The sequence below is a fragment of the Nocardiopsis mangrovi genome (assembly GCF_042653925.1).
In the GTDB taxonomy this organism is placed as follows: Bacteria; Actinomycetota; Actinomycetes; order Streptosporangiales; family Streptosporangiaceae; genus Nocardiopsis_B; species Nocardiopsis_B mangrovi.
Genome location: NZ_JBHSFQ010000009.1, coordinates 149,965 through 174,375, shown reverse-complemented (window position 1 = coordinate 174,375; position 24,411 = coordinate 149,965). Strand labels below are relative to the sequence as shown.

Annotated in this window: 20 protein-coding genes; 2 read left to right on the top strand and 18 right to left on the bottom strand. The window is 72.9% G+C overall.

The genetic code is table 11. The features are described 5' to 3' along the window. On the top strand, positions 1–232 hold a 232-nt coding region (locus tag ACFO4E_RS12365; protein ID WP_378574019.1), incomplete at its 5' end, for a hypothetical protein. Positions 233–749: 517 nt separating this feature from the next. Here ACFO4E_RS12365 and tyrS read toward each other — a convergent pair. Next, entirely contained in the window at positions 750–2,051 is a 1,302-nt protein-coding gene (tyrS, locus tag ACFO4E_RS12360; protein ID WP_378574017.1) for a tyrosine--tRNA ligase, read from the bottom strand. Positions 2,052–2,492: 441 nt separating this feature from the next. On the opposite strand from tyrS, the gene ACFO4E_RS12355 reads away from it, so the two are divergent. Continuing rightward, entirely contained in the window at positions 2,493–3,173 is a 681-nt protein-coding gene (locus tag ACFO4E_RS12355; protein ID WP_378574016.1) for an HNH endonuclease family protein, read from the top strand. A 57-nt stretch (positions 3,174–3,230) separates the two neighbouring features. Here ACFO4E_RS12355 and lhgO read toward each other — a convergent pair whose 3' ends face one another. The 17 genes from lhgO to argJ form a co-directional block, all read right to left on the bottom strand. Further along, entirely contained in the window at positions 3,231–4,445 is a 1,215-nt protein-coding gene (lhgO, locus tag ACFO4E_RS12350; RefSeq protein WP_378574014.1) for an L-2-hydroxyglutarate oxidase, read from the bottom strand. A gap of 57 nt (positions 4,446–4,502) precedes the next feature. Further along, positions 4,503–5,945, bottom strand: a complete 1,443-nt coding sequence (locus ACFO4E_RS12345; protein ID WP_378574013.1) for an extracellular solute-binding protein — start codon at positions 5,943–5,945, stop codon at positions 4,503–4,505. Positions 5,946–5,979: 34 nt separating this feature from the next. Next, positions 5,980–8,016, bottom strand: a complete 2,037-nt coding sequence (locus ACFO4E_RS12340) for a hypothetical protein (RefSeq protein ID WP_378574011.1) — start codon at positions 8,014–8,016, stop codon at positions 5,980–5,982. A 286-nt stretch (positions 8,017–8,302) separates the two neighbouring features. After that, positions 8,303–8,662 carry a DUF742 domain-containing protein gene (locus tag ACFO4E_RS12335; protein ID WP_378574010.1) on the bottom strand — a complete coding sequence of 120 codons (360 nt, stop codon included), beginning with the start codon at positions 8,660–8,662 and terminating at the stop codon, positions 8,303–8,305. Then, entirely contained in the window at positions 8,659–10,650 is a 1,992-nt protein-coding gene (locus ACFO4E_RS12330; protein ID WP_378574009.1) for a sensor histidine kinase, read from the bottom strand. Before ACFO4E_RS12330 ends, ACFO4E_RS12335 begins: the two co-directional genes overlap by 4 nt. 547 nt (positions 10,651–11,197) lie before the next feature. Then, the gene (locus ACFO4E_RS12325; RefSeq protein ID WP_378574038.1) at positions 11,198–12,121 is read right to left on the bottom strand and encodes a sirohydrochlorin chelatase; all 924 of its coding nucleotides are present in this window, start codon (positions 12,119–12,121) and stop codon (positions 11,198–11,200) included. A 144-nt stretch (positions 12,122–12,265) separates the two neighbouring features. Next, entirely contained in the window at positions 12,266–12,862 is a 597-nt protein-coding gene (locus ACFO4E_RS12320) for a GTP-binding protein (RefSeq protein ID WP_378574007.1), read from the bottom strand. After that, positions 12,843–13,346: a DUF742 domain-containing protein gene (locus tag ACFO4E_RS12315; protein WP_378574005.1), complete on the bottom strand. Its 504-nt coding sequence runs from the start codon at positions 13,344–13,346 to the stop codon at positions 12,843–12,845. Before ACFO4E_RS12315 ends, ACFO4E_RS12320 begins: the two co-directional genes overlap by 20 nt. Then, complete coding sequence (locus ACFO4E_RS12310) at positions 13,343–13,774, bottom strand: roadblock/LC7 domain-containing protein (RefSeq protein ID WP_378574004.1); 432 nt, start codon at positions 13,772–13,774, stop codon at positions 13,343–13,345. The genes ACFO4E_RS12315 and ACFO4E_RS12310 overlap by 4 nt, the downstream gene beginning before the upstream one ends. Further along, entirely contained in the window at positions 13,775–16,273 is a 2,499-nt protein-coding gene (locus tag ACFO4E_RS12305) for a sensor histidine kinase (RefSeq protein WP_378574002.1), read from the bottom strand. Between the two features lie 410 nt (positions 16,274–16,683). Next, on the bottom strand, positions 16,684–18,147 hold the full coding sequence (gene argH / locus ACFO4E_RS12300; protein ID WP_378574001.1) for an argininosuccinate lyase: 1,464 nt from the start codon (positions 18,145–18,147) through the stop codon (positions 16,684–16,686). Between the two features lie 118 nt (positions 18,148–18,265). Beyond that, positions 18,266–19,465 (bottom strand): argininosuccinate synthase, encoded by a 1,200-nt coding sequence (locus ACFO4E_RS12295; RefSeq protein ID WP_378573999.1) that lies wholly within the window; start codon positions 19,463–19,465, stop codon positions 18,266–18,268. A gap of 70 nt (positions 19,466–19,535) precedes the next feature. Next, positions 19,536–20,072, bottom strand: coding sequence for an arginine repressor (locus ACFO4E_RS12290; RefSeq protein WP_378573997.1), 537 nt, complete (start codon positions 20,070–20,072; stop codon positions 19,536–19,538). Then, entirely contained in the window at positions 20,069–21,058 is a 990-nt protein-coding gene (gene argF / locus ACFO4E_RS12285; protein ID WP_378573995.1) for an ornithine carbamoyltransferase, read from the bottom strand. The genes ACFO4E_RS12290 and argF overlap by 4 nt, the downstream gene beginning before the upstream one ends. Next, entirely contained in the window at positions 21,055–22,278 is a 1,224-nt protein-coding gene (locus ACFO4E_RS12280) for an acetylornithine transaminase (protein ID WP_378573994.1), read from the bottom strand. Before ACFO4E_RS12280 ends, argF begins: the two co-directional genes overlap by 4 nt. Further along, positions 22,275–23,198 (bottom strand): acetylglutamate kinase, encoded by a 924-nt coding sequence (gene argB, locus ACFO4E_RS12275; RefSeq protein ID WP_378573992.1) that lies wholly within the window; start codon positions 23,196–23,198, stop codon positions 22,275–22,277. Before argB ends, ACFO4E_RS12280 begins: the two co-directional genes overlap by 4 nt. Then, on the bottom strand, positions 23,195–24,346 hold the full coding sequence (gene argJ / locus ACFO4E_RS12270) for a bifunctional glutamate N-acetyltransferase/amino-acid acetyltransferase ArgJ (RefSeq protein ID WP_378573990.1): 1,152 nt from the start codon (positions 24,344–24,346) through the stop codon (positions 23,195–23,197). Before argJ ends, argB begins: the two co-directional genes overlap by 4 nt. Positions 24,347–24,411: the final 65 nt, after the last annotated feature.

Here is a 24,411-nt window from a genome sequence, read left to right as displayed (position 1 = left end):
CCGAAAGAGTGTCCACGGGGCCAAAACAAACTTTGGCTTAAAGAAAAACAAACACGCGCTGTTGAGTTCTCAAAAAACAACCGCTCATCCCGTACAAGCCCGAACCACCCACAAGGAGCGAATTCCCAAGGCTCTTCCGCAGAGGCGGAGCTTCCGTCTTGCTGTGCTGTTGAATTTACCAGCCTTTCGCTCGCCCGCCAAATCGGCGTTTGCGGCAATGGGCATCCGGTAAATCCAACAACGATCGAAGCCATTTCGAATGTTCGATGTGCTTCCCGAACGAGATTATCAGGATCGGGTGTGTACTCGATCCCTACGGTCTCACTCGGCTCCATCGTGTGGCCGGTCGAACGAATCCTCGCCCGCCGTTCCACGACGACCATGCAACGATAGGGTCCGCACCCGCAAACGTCAAACCGACCCTGGGGGCTCGGGGTGGAGCCCTGGTAGCGGGGGTCGACGACCTTGGAGCAGGCCGACGTCTTCCGGGCTCACGCGGTCCGTGGAACCATCTGCCGATGGTTCGGTCCCGCGTGGTGGGTCAAGCTTCTCTGCCTTGTACGGATCAATTTGCCCGAGCCCCGCACCGTCTAAACGCCCGTCTCGGCAAAACATCCGTCAGGGATCGCGCGGCCCTCCTCCCCCGTCCCCTGCCGCCTGCGGGTGGCGGAGACGGGGCCGGGGTGGTGCGGCGACCGGGTCGCCGCACCACCCCGGAGTGTCCACCCGCCGATCCGGTGCCGTCCGGCTCAAACGCCGACGACGATCCCTCCGACGTTGCGCTTGCCCCTGCGCAGCACGAGGTAGCGCCCGTGCAGCAGGTCGTCTTCCGCGACGCGGGCGTCGACCTCGGTCACCTTGGTGTTGTTGAGGTAGGCGCCGCCCTCCTGGATCGCGCGTCGGGCCGCCGATTTGCTCGCGACCAGGCCGGATTCGACCAGGAGGTCGACGAGCGGCGGCAGCTCCCCGACGGGGCCGGCGACCTCGGCTCCGGACACCTCGCGGAGCGCGGCGCCGAGGGTGGCGGCGTCGAGGCCGGCGAGGTCGGCCTGCCCGAAGAGGGCGCGGCTGGCCTCGATCACGTTGCGGCACTCGTCCTCGCCGTGGACCAGCGTCGTCAGCTCCTCGGCCAGGGCCCGCTGGGCCGCGCGGGCGGCGGGGCGCTCGGCGGTCTGGGCTTCCAGCTCCTCGATCTCCGCGCGCGACCGGAAGCCGAACACCTTGAGGTAGCGCATCACGTCACGGTCGTCGGCGTTGAACCAGAACTGGTAGAAGGCGTACGGGCTGGTCAGCTCGGGATCGAGCCAGACGGTGCCGGACTCGGTCTTGCCGAACTTGGTGCCGTCGCTCTTGGTGAGCAGGTTGGTGGTCAGCGCGTGTGCACCGCCGTGAGGGGCGTTTCCGTCCATGCGGCGGATCAGGTCGAGGCCGGCGGTGATGTTGCCCCACTGGTCGCTGCCGCCGATCTGGAGCGTGCAGCCGTGCCTGCGGTAGAGCTGGACGTAGTCGTAGGACTGGAGGAGCACGTAGCTGAACTCCGTGTAGCTCATGCCCTCGCCGTCGAGGCGGCTCTTGACGGTCTCGCGGGCGAGCATCTGGTTGACGCTGAAGTGCTTGCCGACGTCGCGCAGCATCTCGATCGCGCTCATGGCCGACAGCCACTCGCCGTTGTCGACCAGAACCGCGTCGGTGGGCCGGGGCGTCTCGCCTTCGGGCGTGAACCGGAGGAAGGCCGAGAGCTGCCCCGCCAGGACGCCCACCCAGCCCTTCACGGTCTCGACGGAGTTCAGCGACCGCTCGGCGGTGGGCTTGGGGTCGCCGATCAGGCCGGTCCCGCCGCCGACGAGGGCGATGGGGCGGTGGCCCGCCTGCTGGAACCGCGCCAGGGTGAGGATCTGGGTCAGGTGGCCGACGTGCAGGCTGCCCGCGGTGGGGTCGAAACCGCAATAGAGGGTGACCGGGCCATCGGCGAGGGCCTTGCGAAGCTCGTCAAGGTCGGTGGTCTGCGCGAGGAGGCCGCGCCATTCGAGTTCGTCGATGATGTCGGTCACTGTGGTCTTTCCGTGGGTCGATGCGGATTCGCACGCCGGAGGCGCCAGGGGTGTCGGACCGCCGTGGCCGCCTGCCGTACGCCTTCCACGGTATCCGCTGACCGGCGCGGGTGCCGCCCCCCTTTTCCCGCCGTGCTCCGCGCCGATCGCGGCCCCGCCGCCGGCGGGTGGCCGGCACCGTGCCGGCGTACTCCGCTTCCCGTCCTGTTCCCGTCCTGGACGTCCGGGTGGACGGGCGGGTGGCCCGCTGGGCCGTCCTGGCGGTTGCCGAGCGGGCCGATTTCGGCCCGCCGCCGGGTGCGCCCTGCGTCGGACCGGGCCCGCAGGTCGAGAACGGGGCCCGAAGGTAAACCGACTTCAGTTGTCCGGATCCGGTCAGGCCGGGTAACCGATTGTTCACGCGCCGCATCTTCCCCGCTATCCCCGTTGTGGGTGAACCTCATGGGGTCCGAAGTCCCCCGCTCTACTTTGGAGACCTTCATGCCGACGGCCGTCCGCCGGATCACCGGCCTACTCGCCGCAGCGGTCACCTCCCTGGCCTTGCTCCCGGCCTTCGCCGCCCCCGCCCAGGCCGCCCCTCCCCCGCCCCCGTCCCTGAGCGAGGCCCGCTCCCAGCTCGGCTCTCTGACCGTCGAGTCCGAGTCCGGCTCGGGCTACGACCGCGACCTGTTCCCGCATTGGAGCACCGTCGAGGGCAGCTGCAACACCCGCGAGTGGGTGCTGCGCCGCGACGGCGACAACGTCCAGGTCGGCAGCGACTGCTACCCGACCTCCGGTTCCTGGTACAGCGTCTACGACGGCGTGACCACCAGCGTTCCCTCCGAGATCAGCATCGACCACTTCGTCCCGCTCGCCGAGGCGTGGCGCTCGGGGGCGAACTCCTGGTCCACGAGCCGGCGTGAGCAGTTCGCCAACGACCTGGACTCGCCGCAGCTGTGGGCCGTCACCGGGTCGAGCAACAGCTCGAAGGGCGACCGCGACCCGGCCGAGTGGCTGCCGACCCGCACCTCGATCCACTGCGACTACGCCAAGAGCTGGATCAACGTGAAGTACGTGTGGGAGCTGAGCGTCGACTCCGCCGAGCAGGCGGCGCTGGAGGACCTCCTCGACAGCGCCTGCTAGGAGGACCGACACGGCAGCGGCGGCGCGCGGAGCCATCCGCGCGCCGCCGTTCGCGTATCAGCGGGCCGTGAACAGCCGCTCGCCGAGGTGTTCGGCGATGGCGAGCGAGGAGGTCGCCGCCGGCGAGGGCGCGTTGCGCACGCACAGGAACCGGCCGTGGGTGTCCACGGCGAAGTCGTCGAGCAGGTCGCCGCCGCGGGTGAGGGCCTGCGCGCGCACGCCCGCGGGCGCGGGGAGCAGGTCGGCGGCGGTGATCTCGGGGACGAGGCGGCGCGCCTGCCGTGCGAAGGCCGCCCGTGAGGCCGATACGGCCATCTCCCTGGCGCCCGCCTTCCAATGGCGGCGGGCCAGCCGCCAGAACCCCGGCCAGGCCAGGGTCTCGCGCAGGTCGCCGGGCAGGACGTCGCGCGGCCCGTAGCCCTCGCGTGCTCCGGCGAGGATCGCGTTGGGGCCGGCCATGACCTCGCCGTGCACATGCCGGGTGAGGTGCACGCCCAGGAACGGGTAGCGCGGGTCGGGCACCGGGTAGACCAGGCCGCGCACCAGGTGGCGGCGGTCCGGAGCCAGCTCGTGGTACTGGCCGCGGAAGGGGACGACGCGGGGGTCGGCGCCGGCCCCGGCCATGCGGGCCAGCCGGTCGCCGTGCAGGCCGCCGCAGATGACAACGGTGTCGAAGCGCCGCTTGACGCGTTCTCCGCGCGGGTCGCCCGTCAGGACCTCCGCGCCGTCCGCGTCCTGGCGCAGCGCGATCACGGGGGCGCCCAGGCGTACCCGCCCGCCCGCGCGGCGTACGTCGTCGGCGAGGGATTCGGCGACGGCGATGAAGTCGGTGATGGCGGTCGTGGGCGAGTGCAGGCCGGCGACGCCCGCGACGTGCGGCTCGATCTCGCGCAGCCCTTCGGGGCCGAGCCGCCGGATGCCGGGGACTCCGTTGCGGCGCGCGGTGCGTTCGACGTCGTCCAGCCGCGCGGTGTCGTCGGCGTCGGCCGCGACGAGGACCTTGCCGGCCTGCTCGTAGGGCAGTCCGCGTTCGGCGCAGTACTCGGAGAGCAGGGCGACACCCCGGCGGCACAGCGTGGCCTTGAGGGAGCCCGGGCGGTAGTAGATGCCCGCGTGGACGACGCCGCTGTTGTGGCCCGTCTGATGGGCGGCCACGCGGTCCTCTTTCTCCAGGACCGTGACCCGCGTCCCGGGCCGGTTCAGCGTGACCCATCTGGCCAGTGCGAGGCCGACGATGCCGGCGCCGATGATGCCGATCCGTTCCGTGCTCATCCGGGACACGCTAGCAAGGCGCGACGGGGCTCCCGGCGGTGGTGGCGCCCCTGGCGGTCAGTGGCCGCTCAGCGTGTTCTGGAGCCGGCCTTCGAGGTCGGCGAGCTCCCCCAAGTGCAGGTTCTCCCCTCTCGCGGACGCCTTGAGGAGCGGGTGCAGACCGGTGTAGAAGGTCTGCGAGAACCGCTGGTAATAGGGGGTCGGCGGGCGGGCCCTGGCCCCGCGGACGGAGTCGAGCAGCAGGTCGGCGTAGGCGCCGCGGCGCTCCTCCACGCCGGCCGTGGGGCCGCCGTCGGGGTCGCAGTCCGATCGGACGCCCTCGGCGACCTCTCCGTGGTAGGCGTCTTCGCGCACCGGGGCGTAGCCGGCGGTGTGGAAGAGGCGGCGCTGCTGTTCGGGCGCGGTGAGGAACTCGATGAGGTCGATCGCGGCATCGCGGTGGGGCGACGCGTCGGCCACGGCGAGGCTCTGCCCGCCCAGCACGGCACTGGAGTCGGGGAGCGGGAGCACGCCGAATTCGATCTCGCCGCCGTCGGGATCCTCGCCGCGGTCCTCCCGGCCGGCGAGTTCGTCGACCGGCCGGACGCCGGGCCGTTCGGCGAGGTCGTCGTACCAGACGGGCCAGTTGCGCATGGCGATGACCTCTCCGGCGGTGAAGCGGTCCGCGCTGTCGATCTCGGTGTCGTCGAGCGACTCCGGGTGGATGGCACCGGTCGCCAGCCGGTCCGCGATGAGCCGGAGGGCGGCGCGCTGCGAGGTGCCGGTGAGGTCGGCGCGCAGGGACCCCTGGTCGTCGACCAGGCCGTGGCCTTCCACGTTGGCGACCTCCAAGGCGTTGACCGTCAGCCCCTCGTAGGCGGACAGCTGGCCGGCGTAGCCGTGGTCGTCGTTGCGCCCCGTCTCCTCGGCGGCGTCGCGCAGCACCGCGAGGGTGTCGCCCCAGTCCTGTCCCTCTGCCTCCAGGTCCTCCCGATCGACCAGGTCGGAGCGGAAGAAGAGCAGCCCGGCGTCGGCGATGAACGGGACCGCCCAGGTGTCGCCCTCGTAGCTCGTGGCGTCGAGGATGTTGCGCAGCAGGCCGCTGGTGTCGACGTCGTCGCCGAGTGCGGCGATGTGTCCGGCGCGGGCGAACTCGGCGATCCACTGGGTGTCGAGGTTGAGGACGTCGTATCCGGGTCCGTCGGACTGGAGTTGGCGCAGCATGTCGGCGCGCTGGAGGTCGGTGATCCCGGACAGCTCGATGAGGCGCGCCTGAGGTCCGTCGCCGGCGTGGCAGGCGTTCCACTCGTCGATCAGCGCCGCGTAGATCCCTGTTCGCGAGGCGTCGCGGCCGGTGACGACGGTGAACTCACCTCGCGGGCCCGGAGTCCGCAGGATGACGAACGCGGTGGCGACCGCCACCGCGAGGACGGCGAGGAGCGCGGCGACGGCGATGGCCTCTCGGCGTCCGATCCGTCCCATCCGTCCGCTGCGCCGCTCACGCACGCCGTCCTCGGCCATGGGATCCCTTCCTCGTGTGTCCGCCTGGGGTGGGTCAGTCGCCCTGGCGGGCGCTGATCAGTGCGTCGCGGCCGGCCAGGCCGGCCTGCTCGGGGTCGGCGGGGACGGCGACGCAGGAGACTCCGGAGAGCGCGTCGAGGTCCGGGAGTGCGCCGGTGTCGCACGGGTCCCTGTCCTCGCCGACCGCGAGGATGCGGACGCCGACAGGTGCGTCGGCGATGCGCTCCTCCAGTTCCGCGACGCCGATGCCGGGTGCGCCGGGGATCGCGACGCCGTCGGTGATGACCACGAGCACGGGCCGCGGGGACCGGTCGGCCCATTCCTCCGACAGGGCTTCGACGCCGTCGCCGATCACGTCGGCCAACGGGGTGGACGCGCGGTCCGGGTCGAGGCGGTCGAGCTCGTCGGTGATGCGGCGGCCCTGGTCCTCGGCGTCGTCCATGGGGGCGAGGATCTCGTGGTCGGTGGCGTCGGCGGCGTCTCCCCGGGGGAAGCTCCACAGGCCGATGGCGTCCCCGCCGCCCGAGAGGCCGGCGATGGCCGCGGCCTCGGCGCGGGCGGTCGTGAAGAGGGCGGTGGGGTCCCTCATGGAGGAGGACGTGTCGACGGCGATGAGGATCGCGGCCGTCGGGTGGATGCCGGGGGGACGGTCCAGAACGGCGCCGGCCCGGTCCGTCCAGAGGTCGGGTGTCTCATTCCAGATCGGCAGGTCCGACGGGGCGAAGAGGCCCTCCATGGCGGGATCGCCCGCACCGGTGGGCCCTCGATATCCGAGGTACACGCCCTGTCCGTCCGCTGCGGCGCCACCGTTTCCGGGGCCGATGGTCGCGGCGAAGGACGCGGGGTCCTGGGACAGCTCCGCCAGGTGGTCGCCGAAGTCCTCCGCGATCTCGTCGGCGCCGTCATCGGCCCCGGTGGGCCGCACCCGCACGAAGGGGTGGTCCAGGAACGGGAGGCTCTCGGAGTACAGCGGGACGAGGGCGGTCCGCTCCCCCTCGGAGAGCCGACCGGGGCATCCGCCACCGGCGCGGAGCCGGTACAGCGCGGCTTCGGTGGTGAGAACGGGCGGGGGCGGGCCGTCCCCGTCGGTGGCCGCGGCGCGGCAGAGGTGGCCGAGGTCGCTGTCGGTGGCGATCCCCGGCCGGACTTCGGCTTCGATCGCGGCGGCCGCGGCGGTGTCGGTGAACTGTCCGTCGACGTCGATGGCGCCGCCCGCATCGAACAGGGCGGCGGTGTGCAGCAGCGCGGTGGCGGATCCGGCCGGGTCGCCCCGCTCGACGAGCGGGGAGCCCGGCCCCGCCGCTTCCCCGATGGCGTCGTGGACGTCGGGTACGGTCCCCTGGCCGATGCCGGTGTCCCCCATGATCGTCTCGGCCAGGCCCCGGGGTACCGCGGCGATGAGCGGGGTGAAGCGCGTGGGCTCATCGGGCACGCTCACGTCGACCTCGGGGGTCGCCTGGGCCGCGAGGCGCTCGCGGACCCAATCGGCATCGACGGAGGAGTCGGGCAGCCACACGTGCGGGAGCGGGCCGAGGGTCTGGTCCCAGCCGTCGGCCAGGCCGAGCCGGATGTCCTCGGAGCGGTCGATCGCGTACACGGTGACGTTGACCGGCCGGCATTCGACCCCTGCGGCGCGGCCGTCCGCGAACCTCTCGGCGACCGCGGAGACGATGTCCGCGCTGTCGGGGGTGGTGGCGACGACCAGTTCGTCGGGCGGCGCGCAGGCGTCGTCGAGCGGGTTGAGCCGGACGATCACGAGGATCGCCGTCAGGGACGCCGCGATGAGTCCGACGACTGCCGTGAGGACCAGCAACCACCTGGTCATGACGAGCCGGGCGATGATGACGGCACAGCCGCCGATGTATGCCAGCCCCAAGATCGACAACAGTTGAAAGATGCGATCGTGCCATTCCAGGACCTGGGCGTAGAAGGAGGGGGTGCCCATGAGGCCGGCCACCGATGCCACGCCCACACCGCCGGCGGCGAAAAGGCCGATGGCCCCTTGCACATTGGCGGCTCGGGCGCTGAGACCGTCGAGCGCGCTAATGGCGGCGCGAACGATTCCTGCCACAGAGGAGCGGTCGCCCCCCGGGTCCGGGGCGGTGTGGTCGCCGTCATCCGCCGAGGGCTGCCCAGGGCTGTCCGGATCGCCTTTGTCTCCGCTCACCATATGACCACGAGCGGCGCACATCCGCATTTATCGAGAAAGCGCCGCACACCTCCTCAATTGCCCTGAGCATAAGGTTTCGGGTAGATCAACTCCACTGATCGCGGGCCCCGCACCGTGCCGGATCCGGCCATGGCCCCGTCCGCTTACGGCGGCGACGCGACCGGCCGCGTCGCAAGGCGCGGCGGGGTCACAGGGCCCGCAGGCCCTCCAGGACCAGATGCAGGATGCGGTCGCGGGGCGCCGGGGAGGGCTCGGCGGGGCACAGGCGCAGCGCCCCGGCGTGAATCAGGCCGGCGAGGAGCGGCTTGACCACGCCCAGCGGCAGTTCCAGGCGGGCGGCCAGTTCGGCGACCGTCTTGGGGCGGCGTGCCAGGCGCAGCGCGTCCGCGCGCTCGGGCTGGAGGGCTTCGGCACGTTCCGGGGGACGGGTCGCGATCACCCGCGTGAGCAGATCGAGGCCGATCGCGGGCACCGCCTCACCCGTGTGCACCGCGAACGGCCGCAGCAGGCGCCCGGCATCGGTGCCGGCGCCCGTGCCGGCGCTCATCGGCCCGTCCCCTCGGTCCGGGCGCCGGACCGCTGGAGCCGCGCGGATCCGGTCCGCCGCCGCAGCGCCCCTATGGCCGCCTGTTCACCGCTGTCGAGCATCGCATCGGGAATGACCGCGATCGCGCGGGTCCCGCCATAGGGCGAGGGGCACAGCCGCACGGCGACCCCGTGCCGGGCGGCCAGCCGGGCCACCACGAACAGGCCCAGGCGGGGCTCCTCCTGGAGCGCCATGACGTCGAACTCCGGCGTGCCCGCGAGGATGCGGGCGGCCGCGGCGTAGCCCTCCTCGGTCATGCCGAGCCCACGGTCCTCCACGTCGACGGCGACGCCGCCGGCGACGGGGCCGCAATGGACGTCCACCGTGGTGTCCGCCGGGGAGAACTGGGTCGCGTTCTCGACCAGTTCGGCCAGCAGGTGCACGATGTCGGCCACGGCGGTCCCCCGGACCCGCACGCGCGGCGCGGAGGTGAGCCGGACCCGCTCGTAGTCCTCGGTCTCGGTGATCGCCGCGCGGACCACGTCGATCAGCGGCAGTGCCTCGCGCCAGCGGCGGGCGGAGTGCGCGCCGCTGAGGATGAGCAGGTTGTCGGCGTAGCGGCGGGCTCGCGTGGCCAGGTGGTCCAGGCGGAAGAGCTTGCGGAGGGCGACGGGGTCGTCCTCATCGTGCTCGATCTCGTCGAGGACGTGGAGCTGCCGCTGCACCAGGGTCTGGTTGCGGTAGGCGATGCCCAGGAACACCCGGTTGGCGCCTTGGCGGAGCTCGGCCTGCTTGACCGCCGCCCCCACGGCGGTGCGCTGAGCGGCGTTGAAGGCCGCCGCCACCTGGCCGATCTCGTCCTCGCCGAAGGACAGTTGGGGCAGCTCGTCGGCGAGGTTCACCCGCTGCCCGCTCTGCGTCCGCGCGACGATGGCCGGCAGCCGGGTGTCGGCCAGGGCCAGGGTGTCGCTGCGCAGCCGCAGCAGGCGCCCGGTGAGCCGGCGTGAGGAGCGCGTGGCGACGACGATGGCGGCGATGCCGGCGGCGAGGGTGAGCACGCACCCGGTCACGCCCAGCGCGATGATGTGCAGCGCCGAGACGTGCGCCGTTCTCAGCGTCGCCTGCTGCTGGGCGGTGACGATGGTGTCCAGCTCCGCCCCCGCGCCTTGGGCCGCCTCCGCCCACTGCGCGCCGTCGACCCCGACCTCGGAGTTCCACCCGGCACCCCGCCCCGGCCCGTCGTCGTCGGCGATGGGGGGCCGTGTCACGACGGACCGGGTGAGCTTCTCGGTGCCGGTCCACACCCCTGACCCGGTGGTCGCGTGGAAGAGCGCCAGGACGTCGCCGCGCAGCGCCGTCTCGGTCTCGTCCAGGGTCTGGCGGTAGGAGGCGGTGAGGTAGGTGAACTGGGCGGTCTCCTCGTACTCCATGGCGCCGGCCGCGATCGCGCCGGTGAGCAGCGCGTCGGCGCGGGAGAACTCCTCGCGGGCGGATCGGAGCCCGGCGGCCGTGACGGCGTCGGAGCCCGCGTCGGCGCGGTGGACACCGCCCAGGAGCGACGCGGCGAGCAGGTCGGTGTCCTCGATCAGTGAGCTGTAGCGGATGAGCGCGTCGTCGCGCCCGGCCGCGCCGGCGTCGATGTCGGCGCGCAGCCGCGCGAGGCGGTCGTCGCCCGTCAGCAGGGCATCGGCGCTGCGGCGGACGTCTTCGGCGGCGTCCTCCCGCAGTTCCGGGGCTGTCGCGGAGGCGCGTCGCTGAGCGGCGTCGGTGCGCAGGCGCTGGGCCTCCAGGTCGGTCCGGGCCCCGGTGTCATCCGGATCGCCCAGGTGCAGCTGGCTGAGCCGGCGCTCTTGGCGGAGTTCGGCGCCGACGGAGTCGGCGACGCCGATACCGTCGTCGGCGTCGGCGATGGCGAACACCGCTCCCCCGGCCCGCCACATCCCGGCCGCGGTCATCAGGGTCCACAGCACCAGGAAGCTGATGCTGGGGATCAGCACGATGCGGGTCATCTGGCGGCGTATGGTCGGTCTGGGCGCTCTGATCATGGTCTTCGGTCATCCCCCCGGCTCCGCAGGGTGCACACGGTGGCCGCGCCGGAGACGGCGCGTGCACTCGTACCGCGGCGCCCAGGGGCCGACCCTACCGAAAAACCGTTGCCCTGTGTACCGAAAGAGTTACTACGAGCTATCTCCCCAGTTCCACGTATGCCTTGGGCAACACGCGCCGCCCGCGGACCGAGCGGGAGGACCTGGTGTGCCCACGGGCGCCGGCGGCGGCCGGACCGAGGGGTGGTCGGCAGCCGGGGAACGAGGGGTACGCCGTGGCGGGGACCGTACCTCGGATCGACGCCGATGCGAAGACGCCCGCAGGCCGACCGAGGAACGAGGAAGCGCGCCGCGACGAGGCGGTTCCGCTGGACCGGCGCCGCCTTCGAGCGCCCCCGCAGGCTGAGCGGGAAGCACGCACTCGATCCGCGTGGAGAAGGGCCGGAGCCGGTACCGCGGGAGGCCGGGGCGGTGCCCCGGGCCGGTGGGGACCGGCTGCCGCGATACCGCTCTAGCTGCCGGGGCGGTGCCGGGATCCGACCGGCGCCGGGAGTTCATCCACGGTGGGCGGCGGGGTCTCGACGCCCAGGGTGTTGAGGATCTCCGCGTAACGCAGGGCCGCGATCTTGGCGATCGTGCTCCCCGCTCCCAGGGCCGCGCTCGGGCGCGCGCCGTGGCGCTGCGCCAACTCCTGCAGCCGCCCGGGGGAGAACTCCGGGCCCACCACGCTGGGCGCGATGACCGGGCGCACGCACCCGGCGTCGCGGAGCTGGCCGACGATCTCGCCCACCGACGCGTCGTCGTCGAGGTCGGCCGGCAGCACGGTGATGCCCAGTCGCGCCGCGAGCAGCACGGCGGTCACCCCGGCGGCGCTCACGGCGTCGGGGCCGCCCACCGCGCCCACGATGACGCCGTCGGTCATGCTGGTGCTGGGCGCCACCACGCTGATGAGCCGCATGCGGTCGGCGCGGACGAAGCCGGCCTCGGCGAGCCGCAGGTGCAGCACCTCGGCGAGCATGGGGTGGGGGCCCAGCGCCTCGGTGACGCGGACGTCGGCGCCGGTCGCCTCGACCGCGGCGCGGATGGCGGACCCGGCACCCGCGTGCGGCGCGGTGAGCAGGGGGACCACGACGCCGCGCAGGGGGTGGCCCTCAAGGGGCTGGAGGTCGGCGAGCGCGTCGGCCAGGGGGTAGCGGTCGCCCCCGGTGTAGCCGAACCGGATGGTGACCTCGGGCCGGTAGGACCGGATGAGGTCGGCCATCTGGCGGCCGATCCCCCCTTCGGGCTCGTCCGACGACGCGTTCGCGCAGGCGCCCGGCACCGCGAGCACCAGTGCGGGGGTGCCCACGTAGCTGTCGAACGAGAGCGGGTTCCGGTGCCGGCCGGATCGGCGTCGCGGCAGATCGCGGGGGGGTAGTCTGTCCGGATTCTGCATGCTGTCAGGGTTCACGCGATCGATGCTAACGACTCGTGGGCGATGATCTTGCCCTCGGCTCGATTCCGATCGTGAAACAGCTGATGACGGCGTCGGCCTCGGGTGCGATCAGGGTCATTTGGGCTTGTCGGGCCATCGTATCGGTCAGCTGGACAACGCCGGGCTCCGGCGTCGCATGACGTGCTCGACGAGGGCGAGCAGCACGCGCTTGCCCGATTCCCGTTCTCGCGCGTCGGTCATCAGGATGGGGACGTCGTTGCCCAGGTCGACGGCGTCGCGGACCTCCTGGGGCGTGTAGGTGTCGGTCTCGTCGAACCGGTTGACGGCCACGACGAAGGGGATGCGCCGGTGCTCGAAGAAGTCCACGGCGGGGAAGCAGCTGTCGAGCCGCCGGGTGTCGGCGAGGACCACGGCCCCCAGCGCGCCGGACGCCAGCTCGTCCCACATGAACCAGAACCGGCCCTGCCCGGGCGTGCCGAACAGGTAGAGCACCACCTGGTCGTCGACCGTGATCCGGCCGAAGTCCAGGGCCACGGTCGTGGTCGTCTTGTCCTCGACCCCGTCGAGGTCGTCGACGCCCATGCTGACCTCGGTCATGACCTCCTCGGTGCTGAGAGGGGTGATCTCACTGACCGAGCCCACCATGGTCGTCTTGCCCGCCCCGAAGCCCCCGGCGATGAGGATCTTCACCGCCAGGGGGATGTTCGCGCCGGGGTCGGTGTCAGAGTCTGCGGATGCCATCGAGTACCGCCTGAAGTATGTTCATTTCGGGTAGGTCGGCAGGGGGCAGTGGGGCCCGGGCGAGCACGTCGCCCTGGGCGATGAGGTCACCGAGGAGCACTTTGACCACGGTCATGGGGATGTCCATCTGCGCCGACAGCTCCGCGACCGAGACCGGACGGTGGCACAGCCGCAGGATCGCGGCGTGCTCGGGTTCCAGTAAGTGCCAGTCGAAGCGCTCGCGCGTGGCCACGACGATGCTGATCATGTCCAGCCCGCTCCCGGCCGGGCGGGTGCGGCCGCCGGTCATGGCGTAGGGGCGCACGAGGGAGCCCGCCGCGGCGTCCAGGTGGGAGAGGGTCCCGGGACGCGCGTCGGGGGCCGCCTGGCCGCGCCTGCGGTACCACGGGGCCGCCGCGGCCCCGGGATCGCGCGGGCGGACCTGGCCGCGGGCCTGGCCGCCGCGTGCGGCGGCTCCGTTGCGATGATCTCCGGGTGGCCTCATGATCCGCTGCTCCCGGCGACGGCGGACTCGGGAAAGCGCGGGGCGGCGGTGAGGAACTGCCCGACCCGCTTGATGCGCATGTTCATCTCATAGGCGACCAGTCCGACATCGGCGCTCTCCGTGGCGAGGACCGCCAGGCAGGCGCCCTCGCCCGCGGCGGTCACGAACAGGTAGGCGTGCTCCATCTCCACGACGGTCTGGCGTACCGCTCCCCCGTCGAACTGGCGGCCGGTGCCCCGGGCCAGGCTCTGGAAGGCGGAGGCCACCGCGGACAGGTGCTCGGCGTCCTCAATGGACAGGTCGCGTGACCGGCCGATGAGCAGGCCGTCGGCGGACAGCACGATGGCGTGCCGCGCCCCGACGACGCGATCGACCAGGTCGTCGAGAAGCCAGTTGAGGTCGCCTGCGGCATTGCTCTTCTGCACCATTTACTCGCTCTCTCCCGTGGGCCCGCCGGCCGGGTGCGCGGCGGGCGTCTCGCGTGTCCCTGCTGCCTGGCCCGACGGTGCCCCGTTCGGGGGTTGCCCTTCGCCGGGGAGGTGGTCGTCTTCGCGTCCGCGACGGGTCCCCATCTGGAAGGCGCTCATCATCTGCCGGGCCTGCTCGGGGGAACGGAGCGTGACGGGTTCGGTATCGGAGCCGCCCGCCGTGGAGTCGGTCCGGAGCTGCGGTGCCAGGCTGGCCTGCCGCCGCCTGCGGGGCAGCGCCGGCCGGTCGCCGCCCGGGGGCTCGGGATCGTCGGGCCGGGATCGCGGTGCCTCGGGAAGCGGCGGCGGCACGGGCGGCTCGGGATCGGCCGGGGGCGGAGGCGTCGCGGCGCGGCCCCGCACCGGAAGGGCGCCCGTAGCGGGGCGTTCGGGGAGCTCGGCCCCGATGCGCCGCCGCGGAACGGGCCGTTTCGGCGTGGCGAGCAGGTCGCCCCCGCCGCGGCGCCGCGCCCCCGGCCCCGAGACGACCTCGGCCGGGGTCCGGTTGACGGGCTCCTCGGCGGACGCGCTGGAGATGAGGGCACTGGGGATCAGGACGACGGCACGGGTGCCGCCATAGGGAGAGGGGCACAGCTCGACGCTGATGTCGTGCTTCTCGGCCAGCCGCGCGACCACGAAGTGGCCCAGCCGGGAGTCCTGGTTCAGCGCCATCACGTCGAACTCCGGCGCCTTGCCGAGCGTGGCGTTCGCGGCGGCCAGCCGGTCCTCGCTCATGCCCAGGCCGCGGTCCTCGATCTCGACGACCACCCCCTTGGGCACGACCTCGCTGTGGATGTGCACGAGGGTGTGCGGCGGGGAGAACGAGGTGGCGTTCTCCACCAGCTCGGCGACGAGGTGGATGACGTCGGCGACGACCGCGCCCGACAGCGACAGGTCGGGGACCATGCGCAGCTTCACCCGCGCGTACTCCTCGGTCTCGGAGATCGCCCCGCGCAGGATGTCCACGAGGGGGATCGGGTGCCGCCACCGGCGTCCGGGCTGCGCGCCGCCGAGGATGATGAGGTTCTCCGCGTTGCGGCGGCCCCGGGTGGCCAGGTGGTCCAGGTGGAACAGGTCCTCCAGCAGATCGGGGTCCTCCTCCTCGCGTTCGATGCGGTCCAGCAGTTGGAGCTGGCGCTGCACCAGCGATTGGTTGCGGTGGGCGATGGCCAGGAAGACCCGGTTGACGCCGGCGCGCATGTCGGCCTGTTTGACCGCCGCGCTGACCGCGGTCCGCTGGGCGGTGTTGAAGGCGTCGGCGACCTGGCCGACCTCGTCGCCGCCGTGGTCGAGCTGGCGCAGTTCGGTGTCGAGGTCGACCGGGTCGCCGTCGGCCAGGCGGCGGACGATGCGGGGCAGCTCCTCGCGGGCCAGGCCCAGGGCGTCGGCGCGCAGCCGGGCCAGCCGGGCGGTCAGCCGCGAGGCCGACCGGGACGCGGCCCCGTAGGCGAAGGTGCCGGCCAGCACCGCCAGGACGCCGCCGCCGAAGGCCACGCCGAACATCGCGCCGCCGGCGCGGTCGGTGGCGGCGATGACGGAGTTGGCCTGGGCGTCGGTCAGCACGACGAGGTCGCGGTTGACGGCGTCGGCGTCCTCGCGCCAGTCGCCGAGCACGTCGGGGAGCTCTTCGGAGGGCGCTCCGGCCCCGGTGACCGGGTCGGTGGTGATCTCCGGCAGGCCGGAGACGATGTCGGCAGCCTCGTTGGCCCTGCGCCACTCGGCGCCGCCGACGAGGGCGGCGTGGACGTCGGCGGGCTCCCCGCGGAGTTCGGGTCCGACCGTGCGCAGGCGCTCGCGCGCGGCGCTGATGAGGGAGGCGAAGCCGCGGCGGTCGGCGGGGGTGAGGGCGTCGGCGGCGGCGGCGCCGCTGAGCACGGCGTCGGCCTGGGAGAAGAGGTCTTGGGCGCGCATGAGGTTGACGACGTCGGAGCCCGCCGCGGTGGAGGGGCCGTCGTCGAGGCGGCGGGCGGTGGCGTCGTAGAGCTGGACGGCCTGTTCGGTGATCGCGGTGTAGGAGCGCATGACCTCGTCGGTGGTGGCCTCCTCGGCCATGACCTGGACGCGGACCTCGCCGCGTCGGCCGACCCCGGTGAAGTAGGCGGCGGCGATCTCGGCGACCGCGGGGTCGCCGCGCCCGCGCAGGCCCTCGCTGCGGGAGTCGACCTCGCGGACGGCTTCGTCGGTGGCGGTCACCTGGTCGCGCAGCGCCCGCATGGCCTCCTCGGAGGGGGCGTTGACGAAGGCGACCGCGAGCCGCCGCTCCTCCTGCAGCTCCACGATGGAGTGGTAGAGGTGGACGCCGCTGCGGCCGTCGTCGGTCGCGGTATGCAGGGAGGCCGCCTGCATCAGCGTACCGGCGCTCAGCGCTCCGAAGAGCACGAGGAAGGTGATGCTGGGGATCAGGACGATCCGGTTCAGCTGTGCTCTGATGCCGCGGTCGGCGCCGCCCGCCCTACCCATCGAGCTCCTCCCACGGACACGGAATCGGAAAAGTCGGAGGGGCACCGTGCCGGTGGTCGCGACCGCCTCGGCCGCGCTGGGGGAAGGTCGCCGCGGCGGTTCGGTCCGCCGTGAGGCGCCGGGCGCGAGATGTCGACGTCGCCCGGTGTCCCGGGCCGCCCCCCTCACACTCTGCGCAGGGAAGGCCACCCTTGGTGCCCACAGATCCAGGACGCTACCGCATCGCCGCAGGGCGGGAAGCGCATTTCACCGAACTCCTCGGCCGCGCCGGAGATTATGGGCGCCCGGCGACCGCCGGTATCCGGGCAACACCGCTGGCCCGCCCCCATCGGTCGTGGTCGGGGGGCGGGCCGGCGGCATCGGTGGCCGGGTCGGGCCACCGCTGATGTGGGGTTATGGTCAGGCGCGGCTCACGTGATGCGGCCGCCGCCCGTGGTGCCGGAGGGGTTCGCGATCCCCGCGAACGCGCGGTGGCCGTCGATGGCCGCGCGCAGCCGGCCCAGCTGCTCCGTCACGCGCGCGGGGGCGGTCCCGCCCTTGGCGGAGCGCGAGTCCAGCGACCCGGCGACGGTGAGCACCTCGCGGACCCCGGGCCCCAGGTGGGGGGAGATCGCGGCGAAGTCGGCGTCGGTGAGGTCGGGCAGGTCGGTCCCGCGCTCCTCGCACACGCGCACGCAGGCTCCGGCGATCTCGTGCGCCTCGCGGAACGGCACCCGGTCGCGGACCAGCCATTCGGCGATGTCGGTGGCGAGCGAGAACCCCTGCGGCGCCAGTTCGGCCATGCGCTCGCCGTTGAAGGTGAGAGTGGCGACCATGCCGGTGAAGGCGGGCAGGAGCAGGTCCAGCGTGTCGACGGCGTCGAACACCGGCTCCTTGTCCTCTTGGAGGTCGCGGTTGTAGGCCAGCGGGAGCCCCTTGAGCGTGGTGAGCAGGCCGGCGAGGTCGCCGATGAGCCGGCCCGACTTGCCGCGCGCCAGTTCGGCGATATCGGGGTTCTTCTTCTGCGGCATGATCGAGGAACCGGTGGAGAACGCGTCGTCGAGGGTGACGAAGGAGAACTCCTTGGTCGCCCAGAGGATGATCTCCTCGGCGGGCCGCGACAGGTCGACCCCGATCATGGCGGCGACGAACGCGAATTCCGCGACGACGTCGCGGGCGGCCGTGCCGTCGATGGAGTTCTCGGCCGCGGCCGGGAAGCCCAGTTCGGCGGCGACCGCCTCGGGGTCCAGGCCCAGGGAGGACCCGGCGAGCGCACCGGAGCCGTAGGGCGACACCGCGGCGCGCGCGTCCCAGTCGCGCAGCCGTTCCACGTCGCGGATGAGCGGCCAGGCGTGCGCGAGCAGGTGGTGGGCGAGCAGGACCGGCTGGGCGTGCTGGAGGTGGGTGCGCCCGGGCATGGCGACGCCGATGTTGGCCTCGGCCTGGTCGGCGAGGACCGCCGCGAGGTCGAGCAGCGCCGCGGCGATGCCCCGGGCCTGCTCGCGCAGGTACATGCGGACCAGGGTGGCGATCTGGTCGTTGCGCGACCGGCCGGCGCGCAGCCGCCCGCCGAGGTCGGCGCCGACACGTTCGATGAAGCCGCGCTCCAGCGCGGTGTGCACGTCCTCGTCGGCCAGGACCGGGGTGAACGCCCCCGAGGCGACGTCGGCGGCCAGCCGGTCCAGCCCGGCGAGCATGGCGTCGAGCTCGTCGCCGGTGAGCAGCCCCGCGGCGTGCAGGACGCGCGCGTGCGCGCGCGAGCCGGCGATGTCGTGGTGGGCCAGCCGCCAGTCGAAGTGGGTGCTCAGCGAGAGCCGGGCGAGTGCTTCGGAGGGGCCGCCGGCGAAGCGGCCGCCCCAAAGCCGGGTGACCTGGGTGTCGCCTTCGTCAGCCACGGTCGGGGTCCTTTGCGTCGTCTGTGCTGTGGAGTCGGTCGGGTGCGGGCGCGGCACACGGCCCGGCCCCGGCTCCGCCGGGGAGCAGGGACCGGGCCGTGGCAGGGGCCCGCCGGGATCAGGAGAGCTTCTGGTCGCGCAGGCTGGCGATCTTGGCCGGCATGCTCCAGATGTCGATGAAGCCGCGGGCCAGGCTCTGGTCGTAGGTGTCGCCGGTGTCGTAGGTGGCCAGCTCGTAGTCGTAGAGCGACGCCTCGCTGCGCCGCCCGGTGACGACCGCGCGACCGCCGTGCAGCACCATGCGGATCTCACCGGTGACGTGCCGGTTGGCCTCGGCGATGAAGCCGTCGAGGGCCTTCTTGAGCGGCGAGAACCACAGGCCGTCGTAGACCAGCTCGCCCCATCGCTGGTCGACGCCGCGCTTGAAGCGGGCGAGCTCGCGCTCGACGGTGACGTTCTCCAGCTCCTGATGGGCGGCGATGAGCGCGATGGCGCCCGGTGCCTCGTAGACCTCGCGGCTCTTGATGCCGACGAGCCGGTCCTCGACCATGTCGATGCGGCCGACGCCCTGGGCTCCGGCGCGGCGGTTCATCTCCTCGATGATCTGGAGCGGGGAGAGCTCCTTGCCGTCGATGGAGGTGGGGACGCCGTTGGTGAAGCCGATGACCAGCTCGTCGGCCGCGCGCGGCGCGGAGGGGTCGTCGGTGTAGGAGTAGACGTCCTCGATCGGGCCGTTCCAGATGTCCTCCAGGAACCCGGTCTCGACGGCGCGGCCGAACAGGTTCTGGTCGATGGAGTAGGGGGACTTCTTGGAGACGTCGATCGGCAGGCCCTTCTCCTCCGCGAAGGCGATGGCCTTGTCGCGGGTCATGCCGGAGTCGCGGACCGGGGCGAGGACCTTCAGCTCGGGGAAGAGGGCGGCGAGGCCGGCCTCGAAGCGGACCTGGTCGTTGCCCTTGCCGGTGCAGCCGTGGGAGACCATGGTCGCCCCGTGGTAGCGGGCGGCGTCGGCCAGGTGCTTGACGATCAGCGGGCGCGACAGGGCCGACACCAGCGGGTAGCGGTCCATGTAGAGGGCGTTGGCCTGGAGGGCCGGGATGCAGTATTCGCTCGCGAACTCGTCCTTGGCGTCGGCGACGACCGCCTCGACGGCGCCGCAGTCCAGCGCCCGCTGGCGGACGACGTCGAGGTCCTCGCCGCCCTGGCCGCAGTCGATGGCGACGGCGACGACCTCGGCGCCGGTCTCCTCGGCGATCCAGCCGATGGCGACGGAGGTGTCCAGTCCCCCGGAGTAGGCGAGTACGACCCGCTCGGTCATGTCGGTTCTCCTTGTTCGTACAGGTGTGTTCGGTGCCGCGGCGGCGGATCGCCCCCGGCCGTGCGGCGCGTCAGGGGCGCCGGTCGGCCAGCCGCAGCAGCGCTGAAGCGAGCTCCTCCCCGCCCTGGGGGTCGCGGGAGATCACCAGGATGGTGTCGTCTCCGGCGATGGTCCCCAGGATGGCGTGGAAGTCGGTGTGGTCGATCGCCGAGGCCAGGAACTGGGCCGCCCCCGGAGGTGTCCGGACGATGACCATGTTGGCCGATGCCTCGGCCGAGACCAGGAGGTCCTCCGCGAGCCGGGTGAGGCGCGCGTTGGATACGTGCTCCAGGTCCAGGGTGTCGGGGCGGGCGCGCTGGAGGCGTTCGCCGCCTTCACCCGGCAGGACGTAGACGAGGCTGCCGTCGGCGGTGCGGAGCTTGACGGCCCCCATTTCGTCCAGGTCGCGCGAGAGCGTCGCCTGGGTGACCTGGACCCCGCTGTCGGCCAGCAGTCGCGCGAGCTCCCCTTGGGAACGGACGTCGTTCCTGGTCAGGGACTCGGTGATGCGGGCGTGGCGGGCGGCCTTGGTCATGGGGGCCGACGGGGTGCCGCCGTCGGCCGTCATCGTCGCCCTTCTCTGCGGTCCCCCGGTGCCCCCTGGTCACCGGGGGACGTGCGGAGCAGGAAGGCCAGCACGGCCTTCTGCACGTGGCGGCGGTTCTCGGCCTCGTCCCAGACGACGCTGCGCGGGCCGTCGATCACCGAGGCGGTGATCTCCTCGCCGCGGTGCGCGGGCAGGCAGTGCAGGACGATGGCGTCGGGTGCGGCGGCGGCGAGTCTGGCGTCGTCGACGGTGTAGGGGCGGAAGGGCGCCATGCGGTCGGCGGCCTCGGCCTCCTGGCCCATCGAGGTCCAGGTGTCGGTGGCGAGCACGTCGGCGCCCGCCGCGGCGGCGTCGGGGTCGCCGGTGACCGTGACGGATCCGCCGGTCTCGGCCGCGATCTGCTCGGCTCGGGCCCGCACACCGGCCTCGGGCAGGTAGCCCTGCGGGGCGGCGATGCGGACGTGCATGCCGGCGAGGGCGCCGCCGAGCAGGTAGGAGTGCGCCATGTTGTTGGCGCCGTCGCCGAAGTAGGCGAGGGTCAGCCCGGCGAGCCGCCCCTTGTGCTCGCGGACGGTCTGCAGGTCGGCGAGGATCTGGCAGGGGTGGAAGCTGTCGGTGAGCGCGTTGACGACGGGGACCCCGCCGGCGTGCGCCATGGCCTCCAGGCGGTCCTGGGAGAAGGTCCGCCACACGATGGCGGCGACGTGGCGCTCCAGCACGCGCGCGGTGTCCTCGATCGGCTCGCCGCGGCCCATCTGGCTGGTCTGGGAGTCGATGACGAGGGGCTGTCCGCCCAGGTCGGCGACCCCGACGGCGAACGAGACGCGGGTGCGGGTGGAGGGCTTGTCGAACAGCAGGGCGACGGTTCGCGGGCCGTCGAGCGGGCGCTCGCCGAAGCGGTCCTTCTTCATGGTGTCGGCGAGGTCGAGGATCTCGGCCTGCTCGGCGGGGGTGAGGTCGTCGTCGCGGAGGAAGTGGCGGACGGCGGCTCGGGGCGCGGAACTCATGTCGTCTCCTGGTCGGACGCGGCACGGAGGATCGCGGGCAGCGCGGCGGTGAACTCGCCGATCTCGCCGGCGGTGATGGTGAGCGGGGGCGCGACGCGGACGACGTCGGGGGCGACGGCGTTGACCAGGAAGCCGTGCGCGGCCGCGGCGCTCTGGACGCCGGCCGCCTCGGGCGAGGTCAGCGCGATGCCGCGCCACAGGCCCGCGCCGCGGACCCCGGCGATGAGCGGGTGCCCGATCGCGGTGACTCCGCGGGCGAGCAGGCCGCCGTTGGCGGTCACGGCGTCGAGGAGCCCTTCGGCCTCGATGGTGTCGAGGACGGCGAGCGCCGCGGCGCAGGCCACGGGGTTGCCGCCGAAGGTGGATCCGTGGTCGCCCTTGGCGAAGGCCGTGGCGAAGCGGCCGATGCCGACGCAGGCGCCGATGGGCAGCCCGCCGCCGAGGCCCTTGGCGAGGGTGAGGACGTCGGGCAGGACGCCGGCCTGCTGGTGGGCGAACCACCGGCCGGTGCGCCCGATGCCGCTCTGGATCTCGTCGAGGACGAAGGCGGCGCCGGTGGCGTCGCAGATGGAGCGGACGGCGCCGAGGTAGCCCTCGGGTGCCTCGACGATCCCGGCCTCGCCCTGGGTGGGTTCCACGAAGACCGCCGCGCAGGTGTCGTCGACGGCGTCGCGCAGCGCTTCGGTGTCGCCGTAGGGCACGAAGGCGACGTCGAGGCCGAAGGGGCCGAACGGGTCGCGGATGGCGGGCTTGCCGGTGAGGGCGAGCGCGCCGGAGGTGCGGCCGTGGAAGCCGTTGACGGTGGAGACGATGCGGTGGCGCCCGGTGCCGGCGGCGCGGCGGACGAGCTTGAGCGCGGCCTCGTTGGCCTCGGTGCCGGAGTTGGCGAAGAACACGCGGGCGGTGTCGCCGCCCGGGCCGATGAGCGCGGTCAGCCGCTCGGCGAGTTCGACCTCGCGCTCGTGCACGTAGAGGTTGCTGGTGTGGGCGAGGGTCGCCACCTGGTCCGAGACCGCCTTGACCAGCGCCGGGTGGGCGTGGCCGAGGGAGGAGACCGCGATCCCGGCGACGAGGTCGAGGTAGCGGGTGCCGTCGGCGTCCCAGACATGGCGCCCCTCGCCGCGGACCAGCGCGATGGGCGGGGTGCCGTAGTTGGGCATCAGGCGGGCGTCGAAGCGCGCGGCGAGCGCGGCCGAGGAGGAGGTGGCGGAGGCGGTCACGCGTCCTCCCCCTCCAGCAGGCCGACGGGCTCGGTGGGCGCCTGGACCTCGCCGACGACCATGGTGCCGATCCCGTCGTTGGTGAAGACCTCCAGCAGCATGGAGTCGGGGGTCCGGCCGTCGATCACGTGCGCCTGGGGAACGCCGCCGCGGACCGCGCGCAGGCACGCCTCCATCTTCGGGACCATTCCCGCGGACAGGGTGGGCAGCAGCTCCTCCAGCTCCCCGGCGGTGAGGCGGTTGATCACCTCTTCGCAGGCGGGGTAGTCGGCGTAGAGGCCCTCCACGTCGGTGAGCACCATCAGCTTGGCGGCGCCGAGGCCGACCGCCAGCGCGGCGGCGGCGGTGTCGGCGTTGACGTTGTAGATGCCGTCGCTGGAGCGGGCGACGCTGGAGATCACGGGGATGCGGCCGTCGTCGAGCAGGGTGCGCACCACGCCCGGCTGGACGTCGACGACCTCGCCGACGTGGCCGATGTCGACGGGGACGCCGTCGACGAGCGCCGGCTTGCGCTCGGCGGTCATCAGGTGGGCGTCCTCCCCCGACATCCCGACGGCGAAGGGGCCGTGGGCGTTGATCAGGCCCACGATCTCGCGGTTGACCTGGCCGACGAGGACCATGCGGACGATGTCCATGGTCTCGGGGGTGGTCACGCGCAGCCCCGCCGTGAAGCTGCTCTCGACGCCCAGGCGGTCGAGGTGGGCGCTGATCTGGGGGCCGCCGCCGTGGACCACGACGGGGCGCAGGCCCGCGTAGCGCAGGAACACGATGTTCTCGGCGAACCGCTCCTGGAGGGCGGGGTCGGTCATGGCGTTGCCGCCGTACTTGACGACGACGGTCTTGCCGTGGAATCGGCTCAGCCAGGGCAGCGCCTCGATGAGCGTGTGGGCTTTGTCCAGTGCCTGTTTACGGGAGTTCATGTGCTGTAGGCCGAGTTCTCGTGAACGTATTCGACGGTCAGATCGGTGGTCCAGACGGTGGCGGCGGCGCTTCCGGCGGACAGGTCGACGGTGACGGTGACCTCGCGCGGGGCGAGGTCGACCTTGGAGCGGTCGTCCCCGACGGCGCCGCGGCGGCAGATCCAGACACCGTTGATGGCGACGTTGAGGTCGTCGGGTTCGAACGCGGCGGACGTGGTGCCCACCGCGGCCAGGACCCGGCCCCAGTTCGGGTCCTGCCCGTACATGGCGCATTTGAACAGGCTGTTGCGGGCGACGGCGCGGGCGACCTCGACCGCGTCGTCCTCGTCGGCCGCGCCGACGACCTCGATGGCGATGGCCTTCGAGGCGCCTTCGGCGTCGGCGACGAGCTGCCGGGCGAGGTCGGCGCAGACCTCGGTGAGCAGCGCCCCGAACTCGGCTTCGTCGGGCGTGGTCCCGGACGCGCCGCCGGCCATGAGCACCACGGTGTCGTTGGTGGACAGGCAGCCGTCGGAGTCGACGCGCTCGAAGGTGCGGGCGGCGGCGGCGCGCAGCAGCCGGTCGCACTGGTCGGAGGTGAGGTCGGCGTCGGTGGTGATGACCGACAGCATGGTGGCCAGGGAGGGGGCGAGCATGCCGGCGCCCTTGGCCATCCCGCCGATGGTGTAGCCGTCGCCGCGCCGGAACGCGATCTTGGCGACGCTGTCGGTGGTGCGGATGGCGTCGGCGGCGGCGAGGCCGCCGTCGCGGGCGGCTTCGGAGATGGCGGCGTCGACGCCGCCGAGCAGGGCCGGCATGGGCAGCCGCTCGCCGATCAGGCCGGTGGAGCAGACGACGATCTCGCCGGCGGAGTCGTCGAGCGCGGCGGCGGCGCGCTCGGCCGTGGCGTGGGTGTCCTGGAAGCCGGGGGCCCCGGTGCAGGCGTTGGCGTTGCCGGCGTTGAGGACGACCGCGCGGACCCGGCCGCCGGCGACGACCTGCTGCGACCACAGGACCGGGGCCGCCTTGACCCGGTTGCGGGTGAAGACGGCGGCGGCGGCGCGCGAGGGCCCGTCGTTGATGACGACGGCGACGTCGCGGTTGCCGCTGGGTTTGATGCCGGCGGTCACTCCGGCGGCCCGGAAACCGGGGGCAGCGGTGACGCTCACGGTGGAACCTTTCACGGTGGGGGTCGGCCTCGGTCGTACCCGCCGCGCCGTGCCGGCCGCGGGGC